A 19,810-nucleotide genomic window follows, 5' to 3' on the forward strand; every position below is an offset into this window, starting at 1 on the left:
CGTCCGCCAGGCGCGGCAGGCAGGATGCGCTCACCGCGTTCGCACGCGGTCACGGTATGGCCTGCCGCGTCACCGGCTGCAGCAATTCGATCTCGGCCAGCGCCACGTCCTTGCCCGCATCCAGGCGCAGGCGGTAGGCGCTGTACGTGCCGGGCTTGGCAATGCGGAACGGCCGCAATTGCCGCGCCCAGGCGAATGTCTGCGCGCGTCGCTGGTCCAACGTGGTCCACGCGCCTTCTCCGTTGCGGCCTTCCAGCGTCCATGCCAGGCCGGACACCGCGGCATCGCCGCTGGTCAGCGTGTAGTGCGTGGCGCGCTGCGGCGCTGCGAAACGCAAGTCGACACTGGCACCGGCCGGCAGCGGCAGCGCCGTGGTCGCATCGTCGTCGATCAGGGCCGCGGCCTTGGGCTGTCCTTCCAGCGACACCGCCACAGCCTGCGACGCCACATCCTCCAGCCCACGCGGCGCGCTGCCCGGCGGCGTCAGCGACGGCGGCAATGCGTCCGCGCCGCTGCCCCAGCGCGACGGCGTCGCCCCCATCACGAACTCCAGCGTGGCGCCGTCGGCGATGTCCTGGTGGCGCAGCCAGGCGGTGTTCCACGGCTTGCCGTTGAGCGTGAGGGACTGCACGTACACGTTGCGCGCACTGTTGTTGCGCGCGATCACCACCAGCTTGCGGCCATTGCCGAGATCGACCTCGGCGCGCGGGAACGCCGGCGAGCCGATCACGTACTCCGGCGCGCCCATCCGCAGCGGATACAGCCCGAGCACGGCGAACAGGTACCACGCCGACATCTCGCCGTTGTCCTCGTCGCCCGGATAGCCCTGACCGATCTCGCTGCCCAGGTACAGCCGGCGCAGCACCTCGCGGGTGAGGCGCTGGGTCTTCCACGGCTGCCCCGCCGCCACGTACATCCACGGCAGATGGTGCGAGGGCTGGTTGCTGTGCGCGTACATGCCCATGCGCACGTCGCGCGCCTCGGTCATCTCGTGGATGACGCCGCGGTAGCTGCCGGCAAAGCGCTTGTCCGCGGTCTCCGGCGTGGCGAAGAGTTCGTCCAGGCGGACCGCCATGGCGTCCTCGCCGCCCAGCAACCCGGCCAGGCCGGCCGCGTCGTGCGGGGTGGTGAAGGCGAAGATCCAGGCATTGGCCTCGGTGTAGTCGCCGCCCCACACGCGCGGATCGAACTTCGACGCAGGCGTACTCCACTGGCCAGCCGGCGTACGCCCACGGAAGAAACGCGTGGCCGGGTCGAACAGATACACATAATCGGTGGCGCGGGCCCGGAAGTACTCGGCTTCCTCGCGGTAACGCTGTGCCTGCTGCGGCTCCTGTTCCTGCTCCGCCAGCGCCTGCGCCATCTGCGCCAGGCCGAAGTCGTTGAGTGCGCCCTCCAGCGTCCACGACAGCCCTTCGTGCACGTCGTTGGCGGCATAGCCGCGGTACATCGAGCGGGCCAGGCCCTTGCGGCCGACATTCGACACCGGCGGCACCACCGTGGCATTGCGCAGCGCCGCCGCATAGGCCTCGTGCGGATCGAACCCACGCACACCCTTCAGCCAGGCATCGGCGAACGCCACATCGGAACTGGTGCCGACCATCAGGTCCGCATAGCCGGGCGAGGACCAGCGCGCCACCCAGCCGCCGTCGCGGTACTGCTGCAGGAAGCCATCGATCATCGCCCCCGCCTGCTCCGGCGCGAACAGCGCATACGCCGGCCAACTGGTGCGGAAGGTGTCCCAGAAGCCGTTGTTGACGTAGACCTTGCCCGGCACGATCGGCACCGACGTACGCTCGGCATCGCCGCCGGTGTTGTCCTTGGACCAACTGTTCTGGTCGGCATGCCGCCAATCCGGATGCGCCGCATCGCCGAGGTTCTCGTGGGCGATGTTCGGATAAAGGAACAGCCGATACAGATTGGAGTACACCGTGACCCGCTGGTCGTGGCTGGCGCCTTGCACCTGTACCCGGCCCAGCACCGTGTCCCACGCATCCTGCGCACGCGACTGCACCAGCTCGAACCCGGCGTCGCCGATCTCCTGCTGCAGATTGCGCTGCGCCTGCTCCACCGAGATCAGCGAGGTGGCGATGCGCATCACCACCGTGCGGTCCGCGCCCGGCGCGAACTTCACATAGCCGGTCGGGCGCCCGGTGGCGATCTTGCCGCTGGCCGTCCACGGACGGTCGAAGCGCGCATACACGAACAGGCGCGTGGCGCCATTGGACAGGCCGCTGCGCGTGTCGGAATAGCCACGCAGGGTCTGCGTCGCCGCATCCAGAGTCAGCCCGCCGCGCGCGTCGACATTGTCGAACAACAGATTGGCATCGCCACCCTCGGGAAAGCGAAAGCGGAAGATCGCCGCCCGCTCGCTCGGCGCCAACTCGGCGCGGATGCCGTTGTCGAAGTCCACCCGGTACAGATGCGGGCGCGCCTCCTCGTGGTCGTGGCTGAAGGACAACGCGCGCTTGGCGCGGTCCGCCTCCGGCACCCCGCGCGTGGACGAGGGCATCACCTGGAAGGTCTGGCGATCGCCCATCCACGGGCTGGGCTCGTGACTGATCGACAGCGCCTGCAGCCGCGGGCGGTTGTCGTTGCCGTTCTGTTCGTTCCAGCGGTATAGCCAGCTCAGCGTCCCCGCATCGGTCGCCGGCACCCAGAAATTGAAGCCATGCGGCATGGCCGTGGCCGGGATGTTGTTGCCGCGCGAGAACGTGCCGTTGGACTGCGTGCCGCGCGTGGTCACCACCTCGTCGCTGGGTCGCCGCGCCGCCTGCGGCACTGGTTCGCGTCGCACCGCGACATCGTCGATCCAGCCCGACGCCACCTTGCCGGCGCCGGGCTGCACCTGCAGCTCGATCGCACGGATGCGCTTGCCGCGCAAGGCCGCCACCTCACCCAGCCGCACCTGCTTGAACGCCCACTGCTGCGGATACAGCGTCTTCGACGCCGCCTGCCCCGCCGCACCGACCAGCGCACCATGCTGATCCTCCACGCCCAACTCGGACAAGCGGCGCCCATCGTCGAACAACAGATCCACCGCCACGCCGGTCGACGCCACCGTCTCGCCGTCGACGATCTCCGGCAGTACCATCCACGACAGCGTCGTGTCCGGCTCCACCGGCAGATCGACTGCGAACAGTTGTGCGCGCCCGGCCGCATTGGCGCGATAGTGCAGCGCATGCAGCCCGGTGTAGCCCATGCCGGCCTTGGCCGCGTAGGGCTGCTCGGGGCCGTTGCCGATGGTGACCTGGAGAGCCGCTTTGTCGGACTGCTTGGCCGACGCGGGCGCAGGGTCGCCCCGCTCGAACGAAGACGCGAAGCCGGGATCGGCCGCGCAAGCCGCGCCGCTGCCCGCGCACCACAGCGCCGATGCCGCGACGGCCGCCAACCACCGGCGTGAAGACTCAGGCATGTGCGCGAAGCACGGGCGGATTGGCATGGCAGGCTCCCCAAACTCTCTCGGTCGGCTGTGCCGCGACGCATGGCGTCACGCACCTCCGGTGGCTACGGCCCGCAACGAAGGCACGCAACGTGGACCGGATCGACCCGATGAATCGCAGCTCAAGTCGGCATCCGACACCGCTTCACGACCGCAGCTGCATGCGGACACAAGAGCAGGCCTCAGCAAACGCGTAGCACGCGATCCCTACCCGCCGTCTTCCCCAGATGCGCTGCATCAACGGCTTTGGATCGATCCAACTGAGCTAGAAGTAACACGCCTTTTGATGAGTTGCATGCTGCTGCGCAACAGTTCGCCTCCGTATCGACACGCGATCCGGCATCGATCGCGTTGCGTTGAATACGAAGAAGGATGACGCTGTACCGTCCCGCGACGAGGAGCGATCGAAGGCGATAGAGCGCCCTGCCTGACTGACGATCAACGGCTACACTGGCAAGCGCTGGATCGCTCCACACACAGGGGTTTCAAATGAAAATGGCCACACTCGCACTTTTGACTGGACTGCTGGCCACGGCGAGCGCATTTGCCGACACAACACGCTGCTCGACGGACTCGTACGGCAACACCACGTGTCGCGGCGACGACGGAAGCGTGACGCGCACCAGCAAAGACTCCTACGGCAATACCACAACCCGTGACGACCAGGGCAACGTGATTCGCTGCTCCTCGGACTCGTACGGCAACAAGACCTGCCGCGGCGACGACGGAAGCGTGACGCGCAGCAGCACGGACTCCTACGGCAATACCACCACCCGTGACGACCGGGGCAACACGATTCGCTGCTCCACGGACTCCTACGGCAACAAAACCTGCCGCGGCGACGACGGAAGCGTGACGCGCAGCAGCACGGACTCCTACGGCAATACCACGACCCGTAGCGATTAGGGCAACGTGGTTCGCAGCGCGCCGGACTCCTTCGGCAACACGACGTATCGCGACGACAAGGGCAGCGTAACGCGCTGCAGCACCGTCAGCTTTGGCATTGCCACTTGCCGACAAACAGCCTGACGCTACATTCAAGCCGACGCCGCGCTGCCGCGCGGCTTGATCCAGCAACGTCCTTCCGCGCAATGACCAGTTGAAGATTCTTGCTGGCGCGGTGTGAGATTCCGTGCGCTGGCGCGAATCATGGTGTCGAGGGGCGCGAAGGCCGCGCCGGTGAACCAATGGATACCATCGCAACCGCCATGACCGCGAACGACGCCAGAGATGCCTTCAGCGCGCTGCTACAGCGCCATTCCGGCATCGTGTTCAAGGTCGCCGGCAGCTATGCGCGCGGTGCCGAGGACCGCGCCGATCTGGCCCAGGAAATCGCGGCACAGCTCTGGCACGCCTGGCCGACGTACGACCCAGCGCGCAGCGTCAGCACCTGGATGTACCGGATCGCGCTGAACGTGGCGATCAGCCACCTGCGCAACCGCGAACTGCGGCAGCGGCACGACGCGATGCCGCTGGACGAAACCCTGCACGACGTGGCCGACGGCAACGCCGCGGACCCGGAGAACGAACAGCGGCTTCGCCTGCTGCAGGACGTCATCGCGCGCCAGCCGCCGCTGGACCGCGCACTGTTGCTGCTCTACCTCGAAGACCGCCCGCAACGCGAGATCGCCCAGATCCTCGGCATCACCGAAAGCAACGTCTCCACCAAGATCGGACGCCTGAAACAGCGCATCCGCGACGAATTTCGCTAAACCACGCCATGGAGACCACGATGGAACTCGACGACTTCAAATCGGCCTGGCAAACGCTGGACCGCCGGCTGCAACTGGACAACACATTGAAGCTGCACAAACTGCGCGAGCGCAAACTGGACAGGACGCGCGGCAGCCTGCGCCCGCTCTACTGGGGCCAGGTGCTGCAGATCCTGTTCGGCATTGCGTTCGTCCTGCTCGCGTCGCTGCTGTGGGTGAGCAAGCCAGCACATGCTTCGTCCATCGTCGCCGGCGTGCTTGTGCAGGCATATGGCGTACTGACGATCGCCGCGGCCGGCGTGGTGCTGGGGCGACTCGGCAACATCGACTATGCGCAGCCGGTCATCGGCATACAGAAGCAATTGCTGCGCACACGCACACTGTACATCCGCAGCGGCATGGTCGCCGGTCTGCCGTGGTGGTTCCTGTGGATCGCGGTCTTGCAGACCTTGGCTGGCCTGGGCGACGTCGATCTGCTGGCCAAGGCCCCCGCGCTGGTGTGGAGCGGCTACGGCATCGGCATCGCCGGCCTGCTCGGCACTTGGTGCTTCCACCGCTGGGCACGCCGCCCGCAACGCGCCGAGTTCGGCCGGAAGATGGACGACTCCTTGAGCGGCGGCAGCCTGCGCAAGGCGCTGGCGCAACTGGACGAACTGCAGCGCTTCGAGCGCGACTGAGCGCGCTTTCTCATGGCCGTCACCATCAACAAATGTAGCTTGGTTCAACCGGCGGCTACACCTGCCGCCTGTGAGCAGCGCTACACGCAACCAGGGTTATGAGTGTCGTGACACCCCGCTTCAATCAGCCCTGCTCGAATCGCTTCTACAACTGACCCGCTTCGAACGATCTTTCCCAGCCCACGGCACTCACCAAGCGAACGCGCTCCACCTCGAACGTGAACTTCACGCGGGAAACGCGCTTGCCTTGGCTGTCGATGAACTCGACCTCGACGTCCACCTCACGCTCTGAGCAGGCATTGGGCGCCATGTCCATGTAGTCCCAACCAAGGAAACGGTACGAGTCGGCGTGCATGGTTCGCGCAAGCGCACGAGCGCCGTCGATGCCAGTGCCCAACGGACGACCCACGTCACCAGCACCGAGGTTAAAAGTGGCCATTGGGGCAACCAGGTCCGCGAGTCCGCTACCGGAATTTTCTGCCCGCCTGAGGACGTCAACCGCGCGAAGGCTCAGGAACCGGTGCAACTCACGCGAGCTGGTGAATTCGTGCAGATCGCAGCGGCTGGCCCCTGCGAACGCGGGGCCAGCGATCGAGAGCCAACTGAGGCATAAGATCAATCGAAGGATGTTCATCTGCGCAATATGGCCCACGGTTAGAAGCCTGAGGTCAGAGCACATCTCACACCACATGGATTTGGGTCCTTTCCACCCACCGCGAAGCCGATGCCTTCCAGCCAAAGCCCGTACAAGCGCAAGCTCGGCACCTGCCGCCCGACGCGCATACCATTGCGGTCCACATCGTAGTAGCGGTAGCCGATGGTGCATTGCGTGGGGCGGCGCGGGATCGAGCGCCTGGGCACTGGGTTCTTGTCAGCGTCGGGATGCAACGGTGGCGCCGACGCACCAGGCAGCGTCTCGGCGATGATGGCATCTAAGGGATCGGGGGACTCGAGCTTGAGCCAGCAGGGCTTTGCCTTGATGGCAAGGCGAGGAGATTTGGTCTTTGAACCAGCGTCTGCACTGCCGGACATGACGTCCTCCATTTGAGTGGGAGTCGCCAAGTGACTTCGGGAGACCAAACCCAGCCGCGGAATTTGCCGTAGCGAATAGATAATTGCTCGTCCCAAAGAAGCTGTCAACGCTTAAACAGAACATCTGTAGACATCTGCAGGAAATCGCGCCGGTGCGGATTAAGTTAACCTGGCCCCGATATCGGCCGAGTAAGTGTAGTCTTCCCCTGTTTTGGAGAACGAACGAGGAACCCTAATGAGCGAGGCCCAGGCGAACCGCTTCGATTACATCACCGCACAACCATACCGTATGCTCTTGGAAGCTGATTTCGCCGAGATGCAGGCGTGCTTGGAAGCCCGAGCATGGAAGGCAGCCATGGTCCTTGCCGGAAGCCTCATTGAAGCAGTCCTCGTCGAACACTTGGAATGGCTGTCACCTGTGACTGAAGCATTGCGAATCAGGAAACTTATGCTTCAACAAGTCATCTCCGAGTGCGAAGACCAGCATGTCATTACCGAGACTACCGCCAAGCTCTGCAGCGCAATCAAGGACTATAGGAACCTTATCCATCCAGGGAAGGTAATGCGTGATAGCGTCGCCGCGCCGGACCAGAGCAATGCTTTGATCGTCACAGCATTGGTAGGGAGGATAGTTTTAGAGGTCGCGGCATCGCGCAAAGCGAAAGCAGGACTGACAGCCGAGCAGCTCCTTCGGAAGATCCAACGGGACAGCGGCTCAATCGCAATTCTTCCGCATCTTCTTCGCGACATTGCGGATAAGGAGAAGCAGCGCTTGATGCTTGACGTGCTTCCGAAGGCATATGCGGAAAGCCTCATATACGATGACTTCGAATGGGATGCTGCACTTCCTGAGAGAATTTCTGCCGCCTATCGGCTCGCTATCAAGGAAAATCCGGAGCTCGCGGGCGTGACGACGCTTCAGTTCTATACCCTAATTCGGAACGGCGAAGCTACAGAGATCGCCCGTCATCGGACTGCATTCTTCCGCCCTACCGATCTGGAGCACCTAGACGAGCTCAAGCGACCGGTCGTAGTTGACTACCTGATTGGTTTCTTGATTGAGCAAGGAGATAGTATTCCCTTCGGCGAACTGGCAGGAGTTGGGCCATTTCTCACTGTTGAAACGCTCCCGAAGTTCCTTAGCCCTATGCTTCGATACATTCGAGCGGCGAAGGTTTCCACGCTGGCCGTGCGATATGTCGCTAATGAGCTTGCCAAGCTTCCGGAGGATGTAAAGCCCTCCGCTCGCGAACAGATCACTCGGTTGATCTCCATGCACAAGAATCGAGGAAACAGCAAGCATGCTGCTGAACTCGAAGAGCTCATAGAGTGGATCGATATTCCGTTCTGAACCTGTCACTACATGTGTTGCGCTTGCTTAAAACAACGCGAGAACTTGGATGTCGTTGCCCTCGGTGTGCCTGCGGCCGACGACCAGTGATCGACAAGAATGGGTCAGGTTGACTTCTAATCGTCGCGTCTCTTCATAGCAAGCAACTTACCAATTGCCTTTGCGCATGAATCCACAAGCGGTCATAGCAACGGCTCCCACGGATTGACGATGGGAACTCCCGTGGGCTCGAAATCAGAGACGTTGCGCGTAACTACCGCCATGCCATGCACAAGCGCCGTCGCCGCGATGAGCGCGTCGCGCTCGCCGCGCTTGTCGGGCACATGCAGCCGGGCGCAGCGTTGCGCCACAGTGGTATCGATCGGCAATGTGCGTCCGGAGAATTCTGGCAATACGTGTTGCTCCAGCCACGCGCGCAGCATGGCACCCTGGGTGGCGTCCTTGCGTTCAATCGAAAGAACGCCCAGCTCCAGCTCCATGACGGTGATGGCCGAGATGAAGAGATCGGCGGCATCGACGCTTTCCGCCCACGCCGCCACATTCGCATCCGCTTTGCCGAGCCGCACCTTGCGCAACTCCGACAGCACGTTGGTGTCGAGCACGTACATCACGAAAGATCAGCCGGCCGGGCTCCAATCGTCACGCGCGGCGGCTCAAACTCGACGTCTGCAATGCCCGGCATCGCCAGCGCATCGGCGATGTTTCGCCGCTGCCTGGTCAGCCGTTGGTAGTCCTCGAAGCTCAACAGTACGTGCGCAGGCTTGCCGCGGTCAGTGATGAACACCGGGCCGCTCTTGGTGGCCTTCTTTGCCCGCGTCACGTCCTGATTCAGTTCCCGACTTGATAGCGTTGTGACGGTCATAGGGCACCTCCTAGATCCGCTGAATGTAGTTACGTTACTACAAAGACGTTTGAGGGTCAAATGACGGATCAACACGGCGACAAGCGCCTCAGCCAGGCAGCCGCTCCTGTCGAGAACGGGCCGGGTTCTCTCCTAACATGCGCTATTTTCAAGAGCGGACAACATGCAGTCGCCGTTGCATGCTGCTGGTAGACCACTAGCAATCGCTACTGCCCGCATCACATCGCCCCACAGAGCTATCGCTGCCAGGACTAGCCCCCCACACTTCTGCTAGTTAACCTGGTGACACGCGAGAGGAGCTATATGGCACGAGGCACAGACTGGTCGCATGAAGAAGTGGAGGCCTGCGTCGCCGACTACTTGCACATGCTCACGCTCGAACTGAACGGCCAGCGGTATAGCAAGACCGTCCATGCACGTGCGCTGGCCGAGCGGCTCGACGGGCGCAACAGGGCCGCCATCGAGTTCAAACACTGCAACATCAGCGCAGTCCTTCTCGCACTCGGCTACCCGTACATTGATGGCTACAAGCCGCGTGGCAATTACCAGACCCTGTTGTTCGACGTGGTGGGAAGTCAAGCGCAGTCGAACGATGCACTACAGGCCGCTGCTCAATCCGCCGTGCTGCGACCTGCCGTAATGATTGCCCCAGAGGATACGGAAGCCATATGGGTTCCTGCACCGACAGCGGCGCGGGTAAGAGAGACACCACCTATCTACCTGCCCCGATTCTCGCCTGTCCAACGCGACTACCTGGCACAAGAAGCGCGGAATCAATCGCTGGGGCGGGCCGGCGAATTATTCGTAATAGAGTTGGAAACCCGACGCCTTCATGCAGCCGGTCAAAGACGCCTGGCCAATCGGGTCGAACACATAGCCGCTTCTCAAGGCGATGGCCTAGGCTACGACATACTCTCCTACGAGACCGATGGCCGAGAACGACTCATCGAGGTAAAGACCACCGCATTCGGCATCCTGACCCCATTCCATGTCAGCCATAACGAACTGGCGCGCTCGGAAATCGATGCTGACAAATACCGCCTCTATCGTCTCTTCGACTTCCGCGCAAAGCCACGCCTATTCGATCTGCCCGGCGCCATCGCTTCGCATTGCCTTCTCGAGTCAACCATGTACATCGCGCGCTTCTAAGACGACGACCTCACTAACACTACAAGAATGGGGTCGGGCTCACTTCCAACGTCCGCTCATCTTGAAAAGCAGACAGCATGCGATTGCCTTTGCATGCTGATGGTGGGCCCACCAGGATTCGAACCTGGAACCAAAGGATTATGAGTCCTCTGCTCTAACCGTTGAGCTATAGGCCCGGATGCGTCCGGAGCGGGCGGGCGATGCGCCGGCCGCCGGCTTGGCGCCTCTGGCGTACTCGCTGGGGAGGCGCCGAAGCAGCGTGAGTTTACAGTTCGACGTGGCGCGCTGTCTTCCCGGGACGGGAGCGTCGGGGCTCCCACGCAGCTTACCCCTACGCGTGAAAACGGTAGCGGGCCGTGCTGACACCCATCAGCAGGGGCCGCAACCTTCCGCCAGCCACAAACAGCGAGCGCCGCTACTGGCCCCCAATGCCAGAGAACATGCTCGCGACGCAAGCAGCGACCTGCTGCGCCTGCCCCTCCGGCACAATGATCTTCACGACTTTACTGCCGGTCCAGTGGAACACGTGGTCATCCAGCAGTTCGATGGCGAGTACGTTCCCGTTGAACGCGTATCTCGCCCGCCTGGTCGCGAATCCATGGATCTGGTCGTCCGCCTCGATGTAGAGGCACCCGGGATCCTCGATCTCGTCCCGGCAGAGCCCGATGTTGTACGGCAGGCCGGCACGCTCTTGGTCGATCAGGAAGCCCAGCGAAAAGTAGCCGTCGTCGCTTTCCTGGTTGTCGACGTCTGCTCGCAGCGACTTCAGGATGTCATCCACGCGCCCTCCCATGCGTCCCCTGCCCCGCCAAGTGGTGCGAGCCGGCACCAGGATAGCGTGTGCCCGCGACACCATGGCCGCGCACGTCCACGCCGTACCGCATAGGATCAACTGCGACTCCTAGTCCTCCACTCCCAGCACCAGCACCGCCAGCGGCGGGATGGTCAACGCCAGCGACGCCGGATGCCCATGCGCGCCGACATTCTCGGCGCGCACGCTGCCGCCGTTGCCGGTGTTGCTACCGCCGTAGATCTCGCTGTCGGAGTTGAGCAGTTCGCGCCAGCGGCCGGCGCGGGGGACGCCGATGCGGTAGCCGTGGTGCACCTGCGGGGTGAGGTTGGCCACCACCAGCAGCGGGGTGTCGCCGCTGCGGGCCTTGCGCAGGTAGGCGAACAGGCTGTTGCCGGCGTCGTCGCCGATGACCCAGGCGAAACCTTCCGGCTCGTCGTCGCGGGCGTGCAGTGCGGGGTGTTCGGCGTAGAGGCGGTTGAGGTCGCGGACCAGGCGCTGGATGCCGCGGTGGTTCGGCTGGTCGAGCAGGTGCCAGGGCAGCGCGGCGTCGTGGTTCCACTCGGTGGGCTGGGCGATTTCGCAGCCCATGAACAGTAGCTTGCGCCCGGGATGGGTGTACATGTAGCCGAGGTAGGCGCGCAGGTTGGCGAAGCGCTGCCAGTCGTCGCCGGGCATGCGGCCAAGCAGGGAGCGCTTGCCGTGCACCACTTCGTCGTGGGAGATGGGCAGCATGAAACGCTCGGAATACGCGTAGACCATGCTGAAGGTCATCTCGCCGTGATGGTAGCGGCGGTAGATCGGGTCCAATTCGATGTAGTGCAGGCTGTCGTGCATCCAGCCCATGTTCCATTTGTAGTCGAAACCCAGGCCGCCATGGGCGAGGTCGGCGGTGACGCCGGGCCAGGCGGTGGATTCTTCGGCGATGGTCATGGCGCCGGGTGCCTGCTCGGCCACCACCTGGTTGAGCCGGCGCAGGAAGGCGATGCTCTCGTAGTTCTCGCGGCCGCCGTGGATGTTGGGCACCCACTCGCCGGCGTTGCGGCTGTAGTCGCGGTAGAGCATGGAGGCGACGGCGTCCACGCGCAGGCCGTCGACGTGGTAACGCTGCAGGAACTCCAGCGCGCTGGCGATCAGGAAGCCGGAGACTTCGCGACGGCCGTGGTTGTAGATGAGGGTGTTCCAGTCGCGGTGGAAACCTTCGCGCGGGTCGGCGTGTTCGTACAGGGCGGTGCCGTCGAAGTGGGCCAGGCCGTGCGCGTCGGTGGGGAAATGCGCCGGCACCCAGTCGACGATGACGCCGATGTCCTCGCGGTGGCAGCGATCGACGAAGCGGGCGAAGCCCTCGGGGCTGCCGAAGCGCGCGGTGGGCGCGAACAGGCCCAGCGGCTGGTAGCCCCAGGAGCCGCCGAACGGATGCTCGGTGACCGGCAGCAGTTCGATGTGGGTGAAGCCCATGTCGGCGACGTACGGAATCAGCCGCTCGGCCAGCGCGTCCCAGTCGAGCAGGCTGCCGTCGGCGGCGTGCATCCACGAGCCGGCGTGCACCTCGTACACGCTGATCGGCGCCTGCGGGGCGTGGCGGCGCGCGCGCGTGGCCATCCAGGCGTCGTCGCGCCACTGGAACGGCGTGGGGTCGGCGACGATGGAGGCGGTGCCGGGCGCCAGTTCCGCCTGGCGCGCGACCGGGTCGGCCTTGGCCGGCAGTTCTTCGCCGCGCGGGCCGCGCAGGGCGAACTTGTAGCGGGCGCCGGGGTCGACGCCAGGCACGAACAGCTCCCACACGCCGGCCTGGTGGCGCAGGCGCATCGGGTGGCGGCGCGCGTCCCAGCTGTTGAAGTCGCCGATCACCGCCACGCGCGAGGCGTTCGGTGCCCACACCGCGAAGCGGGTGCCGCGTTCGCCGTCGACCTCGACCACGTTAGCGCCCAGCGCGTCGGCCAGGTGCAGGTGATGGCCTTCGGCGATCAGGTGCAGGTCGAAGTCGCTCAGTTGTGGGCCGAAGGCGTAGGCGTCGGCGGTGTCCTGCTCGCCGCCGGGCCAGCGGATGTGCAGGCGGTAGCGCCCCTCGCCCGGCAATTCGGCGTGGAAGAAGCCTTCCGGTCCCTGCTGCAGCGGCACCTCGCTGCCGTCCTCCAGCACCGCCAGCACCGCATCGGCGCCCGGCTGGTAGCTGCGCAGCACCCGCGCCTCGCCGAGGCGATGCGCGCCCAGCACGGCGAACGGGTCGCCGTGGCGGGCGGTGGCGAAGGCGCGTTGCGTCGCGTCGTCCCAGACGTGGACGGCATCACTCATCGAATCGACTCCTGGGGCGCGGGAAAGCGGTCGAGTATGCGCAACAGTCCCTGTATGGGCACCATGATCCATGCCGGGCGGTTGGCGGCCTCGTAGCGAATTTCATAGCAGGCCTTCTCGATCAGGAAGAGCAAAGTGGTGGCCTCGAACGCAGCCGGCGCCACCCACGGATGCGGGCTCGCATCGAGCACGGCACGGTAGGCCGACAGGAACGCGGCGCTGGCGCGGCTGCGGAACGCGGCCAGGTAGGCCTCCTGCGCGGTGTCCAAACCCGCGCCCACACGCGCCGCGGTGCCTTCTTCGCCGCGCGCGGAGACTTCGCTGGCATAGTCGAGCGAGCGCAGGAAACCGGCCACGTCATGGAGCGGGCTGGCCTTGGCGCGGCGTTCGTCCAGCGACTTGGCTGGCTCGCCTTCGAAGTCGATCAGCACCACGTCGTCGAACGCGACCAGGATCTGGCCGAGGTGGAAATCGCCATGCACGCGGGTCAGCAGCGCACCCGACAACAGCGACGGCGCCTGCTGCAGCCAGGCATCCAAACGCGCACGCTCGGCCAGCAGGCTGTCCACCGCGGCGTGTTCGGCCGGGTCGTCGTTGGCGTCGCGATGCGCCAGCAGGGTGTCCCACATCGCCTGCACCTCGTGCACCACGCCGTCCACCACCTGCTGCGCGGCGGCCGCGTCCACCGGCTGCGGCGCGAAGGCGGGCGCGTCGGTGGGTTGCGCCAGCACCGCGTGCAGTTCGGCCAGGCGCCGGCCGACCAGGGCGGCGAAGGCGTCGTAGCCAGCCACACTCTCCAGCCGCGCCGCATCGTCCTGGGCGGCGTCGTATTCCTCGGCGCCGCGTGCGAGGTGATCCAGGGTCCAGCGCCAGGCGTCGCCCTGGTTGCGCACGAAGCCCTGCAGCAGCGCCAGCGTGGTCTCGCTGCCGTCGGCCTCGACGCGCGCGACATGGCCAAGCAGCGGCGCGGCGTTGGCATAGCCCAGCGCGGTGAGGCGCTCGCCGATCTCGATCTCCGGGTTGATGCCGGCCGACACGCGCCGCAGCAGCTTGAACACCGCCGCGTCGCCGACGATCAGTGAGCTGTTGCTCTGCTCCGCCGACAGCCAGCGAATCTCCAGATCGGCGGGGATGTCCACGCGCTGCAGCGCCGGTGTCGGGCAGAAGCGGATGCGCTCTGCCGTCGCCTCGGCGCCGGCCTCGCCGTCCACGCGCAACTCCGCCTTGTCGCGCAGCGCGGCGAGCATGCTCAGGGTGAAGGGCTTCAGCGCGAAGGCATCGGTCAGGTAGCCCACCTCGCGGCCGTGGCGCACGCGCGCCAGCGCCAACTGTTCGGCCAGCACGCTCGGCTGCTCGCGTTCCCAGACGATGCCCAGCGGCAAGATGTAGCGCTCGTGGGCGCTGTCGTCCAGCTCCGCCTCGATCTCCAGCAGGGTCAGGCCGTCGCCGCCGGACAGCGGCGTGCGCCGTGCGATGCGCACGCTGCGCAGCGCGCGGTCCTTGGCCGCGAACCAGCGCCGGGTGGACAGCCACGCCGGCAGGATGTCGCGCTCCAGCGTCGGCAGGTGCGGCTGCAGGCCGGCGCTGTCGGTTCCGTTGCGCAGCACCAGGGTCTGGTAGTCGGGCAGCGGTACCGGCGCCGGCACATGCCAGTCCGGCAGCGTGGCGTTGCCGACCAGTTGGAAGGCGTAGAAGCCGAACGCCGGCACGGTGAGCAGGTAGGTCAGGCGCCCGATCGGCGGGAAGCTGCCGCCGCCGAGGATGTCCACCGGCACCCGGCCCTCGAACTCGGACAGGTCCAGTTCCACCGCCTGCAGCGTGTGCGAGAGGTTGGCCACGCAAAGCACGGTCTCGTCCTCGTGGCAGCGCAGGTAGGCGAGCAGGCGGCGGTTGCCGGGATACAGGAAGCGCAGCGCACCGCGGCCGAAGGCGCGGTAGCGCTTGCGCACCGACAGCACGCGGCGGGTCCAGGTCAGCAGCGAGTACTGGTCGCGCTGCTGCGCTTCCACGTTGACCGCCTGGAAGCCGTACAGCGGGTCCATGATCGGCGGCAGCACCAGCGCGGCGGGATCGGCGCGCGAGAAGCCACCGTTGCGGTCGATCGACCATTGCATCGGCGTGCGTACGCCGTCGCGGTCGCCGAGATGGATGTTGTCGCCCATGCCGATCTCGTCGCCGTAGTACAGCACCGGCGTGCCGGGCATGGTCAGCAGCAGCGAGGTCATCAGCTCGATGCGGCGGCGGTCGCGCTCCAGCAGCGGCGCCAGGCGACGGCGGATGCCGAGATTGATGCGCGCGCGGCGGTCGGCGGCGTAGGTCTGCCACAGGTAGTCGCGCTCGGAGTCGGTGACCATCTCCAGGGTCAGCTCGTCGTGGTTGCGCAGGAAGATCGCCCACTGGCAGCTCTCCGGGATCTCCGGGGTCTGGCGCATGATGTCGGTGATGGGGAAGCGGTCCTCGCGCGCGATCGCCATGTACATGCGCGGCATCAGCGGGAAGTGGAACGCCATGTGGCATTCGTCGGCGTTCTCGCCGAAGTACTGCTGGGTGTCTTCCGGCCACATGTTGGCCTCGGCCAGCAGCATGCGGTCGGGGTATTCGGCATCGAGCGTGGCGCGGATGCGGCGCAGGATGGCGTGGGTCTCGGGCAGGTTCTCGTTGGAAGTACCGTCGCGTTCGATCAGGTACGGCACCGCGTCCAGGCGCAGTCCGTCCACGCCCAGGTCCAGCCAGAAGCGCATCACTTCCAGCACCGCTTCCAGCACGGCCGGGTTGTCGAAGTTCAGATCCGGCTGGTGCGAATAGAAGCGGTGCCAGAAGTACTGGCCGGCCTCCGGATCCCAGGTCCAGTTGGACTTCTCGGTGTCGCAGAAGATGATGCGGGTGCCGGCATAGTCCTGGTCGCTGTCGGACCACACGTAGAACGCGCGCTCCGGCGAGCCGGCCGGAGCCATGCGCGCACGCTGGAACCAGGGGTGCTGGTCGGAGGTGTGGTTGATCACCAGTTCGGTGACGATGCGGATTCCGCGCGCGTGCGCCTGCTCCACGAAGCGCTGGAAGTCGGCGATGCTGCCGTAGTCCGGATGCACCGCCATGTACTCGGCGATGTCGTAGCCGTCGTCGCGGCGCGGGCTGGGGTAGAACGGCAGCAGCCAGATCGTGTCCACGCCCAGGTCGGCGATGTAGTCGAGCTTGGAGATCAGCCCGGGGAAGTCGCCGATGCCGTCGTCGTTGGAGTCGAAGAACGACTTGACGTGCACCTGGTAGATGATCGCGTCCTTGTACCAGCGCGCATCGCCGGCCGGTGCGCGCGGCTCGAGTTGGGGGGACGACGGCGCGGCGACATTCATGCAGGAACTCCGGCGCGGATGCGCCACAGGGAGAACGGCCGCGACGGATCGAGGCGGATGTGTTGGGTCTTGCCGTACCAGGTGAAGTCGTGGCCGTCCCACAGGTCGCGCACGGCGACGCTGGCATGGTCGGGCAGGCCCAGTTCCCACAGCGGCACCTCGATCTGCGCGTTCTGCGCCGCATGCGGATCCAGGCTCACCGCCACCAGCACCAGGCTGCGCCCGCGCGTCAGATGCGCGGCGTCGAGGAACTTGCCGAAGTACAGCACCTGCTCGTTGTGCGCGACGTAGAAGCGCGTGCCCAGGTGCGACTGCAGCTCCGGATGCTGGCGGCGCAGCAGGTTGAGGCGGGTGATCTCCTCGACGATGTCGCCCGGTGCGCGCTCCGGCCACACGCGCAACTGGTACTTCTCCGAGTCGAGGTACTCCTCCTTGCCCGGCAGCGGCGTGGCTTCGCACAGTTCGAAGCCCTGGTACATGCCCCACAGCCCGGACAGCGTGGTCGCCAGCGCGGCGCGGATCAGGTGCCCGCTGCGCCCGCTGTGCTGCAGGAACAGCGGATTGATGTCCGGCGTGTTGACGAAGAAGTGCGGGCGGAAGCACTCGCTGGGCGCGCCGCTGTTGAGTTCCTCGATATAGGCCTGCAGCTCGGCCTTGTGCTGGCGCCAGGTGAAATAGGTATAGGACTGCGAGAAGCCGACCTTGGCCAGCCGGTACATCGGCTTGGGCCGGGTGAAGGCCTCGGACAGGAACACCACGTCCGGGTGGCGCCCGCGCACTTCGGCGATCAGCCATTCCCAGAACGGGAACGGCTTGGTGTGCGGGTTGTCGACGCGGAACAGGGTGACGCCCTCGTTGACCCAGAACAGCACCGCATCGCGCAGCGCGTTCCACAGCGCCGGCACTGCGCCGCTGGCGTAGAAGTCGACGTTGACGATGTCCTGGTACTTCTTCGGCGGGTTTTCCGCGTACGGGATGGAACCGTCGGCGCGCCAGGTGAACCAGTCCGGGTGGTCGCGCAGCCACGGATGGTCCGGCGCGCACTGGATGGCGAAATCCAGGGCCAGTTCCAGGCCGTGCTCGGCCGCGGCGGCACGCAGGCGGCGAAAACCGTCGAGCCCGCCCAGCTCGGGATGCACCTCGGTATGCCCACCTTCGGCCGAGCCGATCGCATACGGGCTGCCGGGTTCGCCCGGCTCGGCGGTCACGGCGTTGTTGCGGCCCTTGCGGTTCTTCTCGCCAATGGGATGGATCGGCGGCATGTACAGCACGTCGAAGCCCATCGCCTGAATGTGCGGCAGCCGCGCGATCACGTCGTCGAAGGTGCCGTGGCGCTGCGGATCGCCGCTCTGCGAGCGCGGGAACAGTTCGTACCAACTGGCGAAGTGCGCGGCGCGGCGTTCGGCCTCGACCCGGAAGGTCATCGGGTATTCGGTGCGGAACGGCTTGGCGTCGGCGCGCGCCATCGCGTCGGCGGTGTCGGGTTCGAGCAGCAGTTGCGCCTTCTGGGCCAGGTCGTCGGTGCGGGCGATGCGGGTGGCGATGGCCTTCAGCCGCGTGGCCAGCGCGCCGCGGCTGCGCCCGCGCGCCGCTTCGACCTGGGCCAGCGCCTCCTGCACGTCCACCGGCAGCAGGGTGCCGGCGGCGCGCTTCTTTTCCAGATCGGCGTGGGTGGTGGCGTACACATCGCGCCAGGCCTCGATGCGGAACTCATAGCGGCCCAGCCGCTGCAGCGGGAATTCGCCGCGCCAGCGGTCGTTGCCTAGGGCACGCATCGGCGCGCTGGACCAGGTACGTGCATCGGCGGCGCGCCACAACAACGCCACGGCGATGCGGTCGTGGCCATCGCAGAACGCATCGGCTTCCACGCAGACGCGGTCGCCGACCGTGCGTTTGACCGGGAAGCGCCCGTCGTCCACCGACGGCGTCACCGCCTCGATGCACACCCGCGCCTCGCCGGCGGCGACCTCGGCCGGTGTGCGTGCGCGCGCGGCGGTCAGCACCGGGCGCGCCGGCAGGCTTCGATAGATGCGTACCTCGCCCGCTTCCAGGGTGCCGCCTTGCTCGCCCTGGATCGGCTCGCCGTGGTCGCTGAGCAAACCTTCGCTGTCGCCGAGCAGGCGCAGCAGCGCCGGCCCCGGCACCGGGAGCAGGTGGTCGCGGTCGCTGTTGAGCAGCACCAGCCATGGCGCAGCGTCCAGCGGTTCCACCGCCACCGCGGTGAGCGCGCCGTCGCGCAGCAGCGGGCGCAGGCGCAGCGACGCGGTGGCGTCGGGCAGCGATGCAGCCGGCGTGGACGCATCGCTCTCGGAGGATCCGTGCTGCGCAGACGTGGGCTGCCCGTGTTCCGTCGGTGTGTCCTGCGCGGCGATCGCCCAGGCCCCACCGAACGCGGCGGCCAGGCGCTGCCGCTGCGCGCGTGGCAAGGGCAGTGGCGTATCCGAGGCCGCCTCGGCATCGACGGTGGCGACCACGCAGCGCGCCAGCGCACGCAGGGCGCTGTCCTCATCGAAGAACCAGTCGCCGCGGCCGTCCCACCAGGCCAGCGACGAGAACGCGGCATCGAAGCCGGCGCCTGCCAAGCCGCGCAAGGCGTCCAGGCCCAAGCCGGGCGTCCACGCCAGCAGCCGCGCCTGCGGCGCATGTGCGTGGACCCCGTCGATCAGAGTGCGCCACAATGGCGCCGGAATGCGGTCTGGCTGCAGCACGCGGAAGCCGGCCACGCCGCTGCGCACCCAGTCGAGCAGCCGCGCGCTCCACCACTGTGCCAGTCCAGCCCCTTCTTCGGCGGAGGCGAAACGGCCCACTGCGATGTCCGGCGCGGCGCGCTCGGCGCGCGGATCCGGCAGCGCCGAGCTGCGTGCGCGGAACCAGTGCGGATGTTCCTGCAGCAGGCGGCTGCCGCCGCCGATCTCGTCGATGCGCAGGTCCAGCAGCACGCGCAGGCCATGCTGCTCGGCCCGCTGCAGCCAGTGGCGCAACTGTGTCTGGCCCGCCGCGTCGTCGGCTGCGGGGTCGTGCAGACGGCCCTGCGCATCCTGTGCGAACGGATTGGGCAAGACGATGTGATCGCAGCCCTGTGCCTGTGCCGCCGCCATGGCCGTGTCCAGCGCGGCCGCATCGTGAGGGGGAGAGAGAGACAGCAGGCAG

The 19,810-nt window shown here is 66.2% G+C and carries 14 protein-coding genes and 1 tRNA gene; 5 read left to right on the plus strand and 10 right to left on the minus strand.

Annotation, left to right across the window (positions count from 1 at the left end):
* Nucleotides 1-49: 49 nt before the first annotated feature.
* Nucleotides 50-3,415, minus strand: a complete 3,366-nt coding sequence (locus tag CEK66_RS01025) for a GH92 family glycosyl hydrolase (RefSeq protein WP_226978448.1) — start codon at nt 3,413-3,415, stop codon at nt 50-52.
* 516 nt (nt 3,416-3,931) lie between these two features.
* On the opposite strand from CEK66_RS01025, the gene CEK66_RS01030 reads away from it, so the two are divergent.
* The 3 genes from CEK66_RS01030 to CEK66_RS01040 all read left to right on the plus strand — a co-directional run bounded on the left by CEK66_RS01030 (nt 3,932) and on the right by CEK66_RS01040 (nt 5,831).
* Complete coding sequence (locus tag CEK66_RS01030; protein ID WP_152235651.1) at nt 3,932-4,348, plus strand: hypothetical protein; 417 nt, start codon at nt 3,932-3,934, stop codon at nt 4,346-4,348.
* Nucleotides 4,349-4,650: 302 nt separating this feature from the next.
* On the plus strand, nt 4,651-5,154 hold the full coding sequence (locus CEK66_RS01035; RefSeq protein WP_026143219.1) for a sigma-70 family RNA polymerase sigma factor: 504 nt from the start codon (nt 4,651-4,653) through the stop codon (nt 5,152-5,154).
* A gap of 20 nt (nt 5,155-5,174) precedes the next feature.
* Nucleotides 5,175-5,831 (plus strand): serine/threonine protein kinase, encoded by a 657-nt coding sequence (locus CEK66_RS01040; protein WP_152235652.1) that lies wholly within the window; start codon nt 5,175-5,177, stop codon nt 5,829-5,831.
* A gap of 145 nt (nt 5,832-5,976) precedes the next feature.
* Here CEK66_RS01040 and CEK66_RS01045 read toward each other — a convergent pair whose 3' ends face one another.
* Nucleotides 5,977-6,483 (minus strand): hypothetical protein, encoded by a 507-nt coding sequence (locus tag CEK66_RS01045; RefSeq protein ID WP_152235653.1) that lies wholly within the window; start codon nt 6,481-6,483, stop codon nt 5,977-5,979.
* A 2-nt stretch (nt 6,484-6,485) separates the two neighbouring features.
* Nucleotides 6,486-6,863: a SymE family type I addiction module toxin gene (locus tag CEK66_RS01050; RefSeq protein ID WP_157836382.1), complete on the minus strand. Its 378-nt coding sequence runs from the start codon at nt 6,861-6,863 to the stop codon at nt 6,486-6,488.
* Between the two features lie 235 nt (nt 6,864-7,098).
* Between CEK66_RS01050 and CEK66_RS01055 the strand changes: the two genes are divergently transcribed.
* Nucleotides 7,099-8,214 (plus strand): hypothetical protein, encoded by a 1,116-nt coding sequence (locus CEK66_RS01055; protein ID WP_017914606.1) that lies wholly within the window; start codon nt 7,099-7,101, stop codon nt 8,212-8,214.
* A gap of 182 nt (nt 8,215-8,396) precedes the next feature.
* On the opposite strand, the gene CEK66_RS01060 is transcribed toward CEK66_RS01055, so the two are convergent.
* Together CEK66_RS01060 and CEK66_RS01065 are read right to left on the minus strand one after the other, a co-directional pair.
* The gene (locus tag CEK66_RS01060; RefSeq protein WP_152235655.1) at nt 8,397-8,822 is read right to left on the minus strand and encodes a type II toxin-antitoxin system VapC family toxin; all 426 of its coding nucleotides are present in this window, start codon (nt 8,820-8,822) and stop codon (nt 8,397-8,399) included.
* The gene (locus tag CEK66_RS01065) at nt 8,822-9,076 is read right to left on the minus strand and encodes a type II toxin-antitoxin system Phd/YefM family antitoxin (RefSeq protein WP_152181665.1); all 255 of its coding nucleotides are present in this window, start codon (nt 9,074-9,076) and stop codon (nt 8,822-8,824) included. Before CEK66_RS01065 ends, CEK66_RS01060 begins: the two co-directional genes overlap by 1 nt.
* Nucleotides 9,077-9,442: 366 nt before the next feature.
* On the opposite strand from CEK66_RS01065, the gene CEK66_RS01070 reads away from it, so the two are divergent.
* Complete coding sequence (locus CEK66_RS01070; protein ID WP_226978449.1) at nt 9,443-10,225, plus strand: DUF3883 domain-containing protein; 783 nt, start codon at nt 9,443-9,445, stop codon at nt 10,223-10,225.
* A 100-nt stretch (nt 10,226-10,325) separates the two neighbouring features.
* Here CEK66_RS01070 and CEK66_RS01075 read toward each other — a convergent pair.
* The 5 genes from CEK66_RS01075 to CEK66_RS01095 form a co-directional block, all read right to left on the minus strand.
* A tRNA-Ile gene (locus CEK66_RS01075) sits at nt 10,326-10,401 on the minus strand.
* A gap of 239 nt (nt 10,402-10,640) precedes the next feature.
* Entirely contained in the window at nt 10,641-11,006 is a 366-nt protein-coding gene (locus tag CEK66_RS01080; RefSeq protein ID WP_226978450.1) for a hypothetical protein, read from the minus strand.
* 120 nt (nt 11,007-11,126) lie between these two features.
* On the minus strand, nt 11,127-13,310 hold the full coding sequence (gene glgB, locus CEK66_RS01085) for a 1,4-alpha-glucan branching protein GlgB (protein WP_152235658.1): 2,184 nt from the start codon (nt 13,308-13,310) through the stop codon (nt 11,127-11,129).
* Entirely contained in the window at nt 13,307-16,660 is a 3,354-nt protein-coding gene (gene treS / locus CEK66_RS01090) for a maltose alpha-D-glucosyltransferase (protein ID WP_152235659.1), read from the minus strand. The genes glgB and treS overlap by 4 nt, the downstream gene beginning before the upstream one ends.
* Nucleotides 16,657-19,758 (minus strand): maltotransferase domain-containing protein, encoded by a 3,102-nt coding sequence (locus CEK66_RS01095; protein ID WP_226978453.1) that lies wholly within the window; start codon nt 19,756-19,758, stop codon nt 16,657-16,659. The genes treS and CEK66_RS01095 overlap by 4 nt, the downstream gene beginning before the upstream one ends.
* Nucleotides 19,759-19,810 lie beyond the last annotated feature (52 nt).

This window comes from Xanthomonas sp. LMG 12460 (genome assembly GCF_009192895.1).
GTDB classification, from domain to species: Bacteria; Pseudomonadota; Gammaproteobacteria; order Xanthomonadales; family Xanthomonadaceae; genus Xanthomonas_A; species Xanthomonas_A sontii.

Coding starts and splice junctions, on each gene's coding strand:
- CEK66_RS01025 (WP_226978448.1), bottom strand. CDS start 3,415: ATGCCTGAGTCTTCACGCCGGTGGTTGGCGGCCGTCGCGGCATCGGCG.
- CEK66_RS01060 (WP_152235655.1), bottom strand. CDS start 8,822: ATGTACGTGCTCGACACCAACGTGCTGTCGGAGTTGCGCAAGGTGCGG.
- glgB (WP_152235658.1), bottom strand. CDS start 13,310: ATGAGTGATGCCGTCCACGTCTGGGACGACGCGACGCAACGCGCCTTC.
- CEK66_RS01055 (WP_017914606.1), top strand. CDS start 7,099: ATGAGCGAGGCCCAGGCGAACCGCTTCGATTACATCACCGCACAACCA.
- CEK66_RS01065 (WP_152181665.1), bottom strand. CDS start 9,076: ATGACCGTCACAACGCTATCAAGTCGGGAACTGAATCAGGACGTGACG.
- CEK66_RS01030 (WP_152235651.1), top strand. CDS start 3,932: ATGAAAATGGCCACACTCGCACTTTTGACTGGACTGCTGGCCACGGCG.
- CEK66_RS01070 (WP_226978449.1), top strand. CDS start 9,443: ATGCTCACGCTCGAACTGAACGGCCAGCGGTATAGCAAGACCGTCCAT.
- CEK66_RS01095 (WP_226978453.1), bottom strand. CDS start 19,758: ATGGCGGCGGCACAGGCACAGGGCTGCGATCACATCGTCTTGCCCAAT.
- CEK66_RS01040 (WP_152235652.1), top strand. CDS start 5,175: ATGGAACTCGACGACTTCAAATCGGCCTGGCAAACGCTGGACCGCCGG.
- CEK66_RS01050 (WP_157836382.1), bottom strand. CDS start 6,863: ATGTCCGGCAGTGCAGACGCTGGTTCAAAGACCAAATCTCCTCGCCTT.
- treS (WP_152235659.1), bottom strand. CDS start 16,660: ATGAATGTCGCCGCGCCGTCGTCCCCCCAACTCGAGCCGCGCGCACCG.
- CEK66_RS01035 (WP_026143219.1), top strand. CDS start 4,651: ATGACCGCGAACGACGCCAGAGATGCCTTCAGCGCGCTGCTACAGCGC.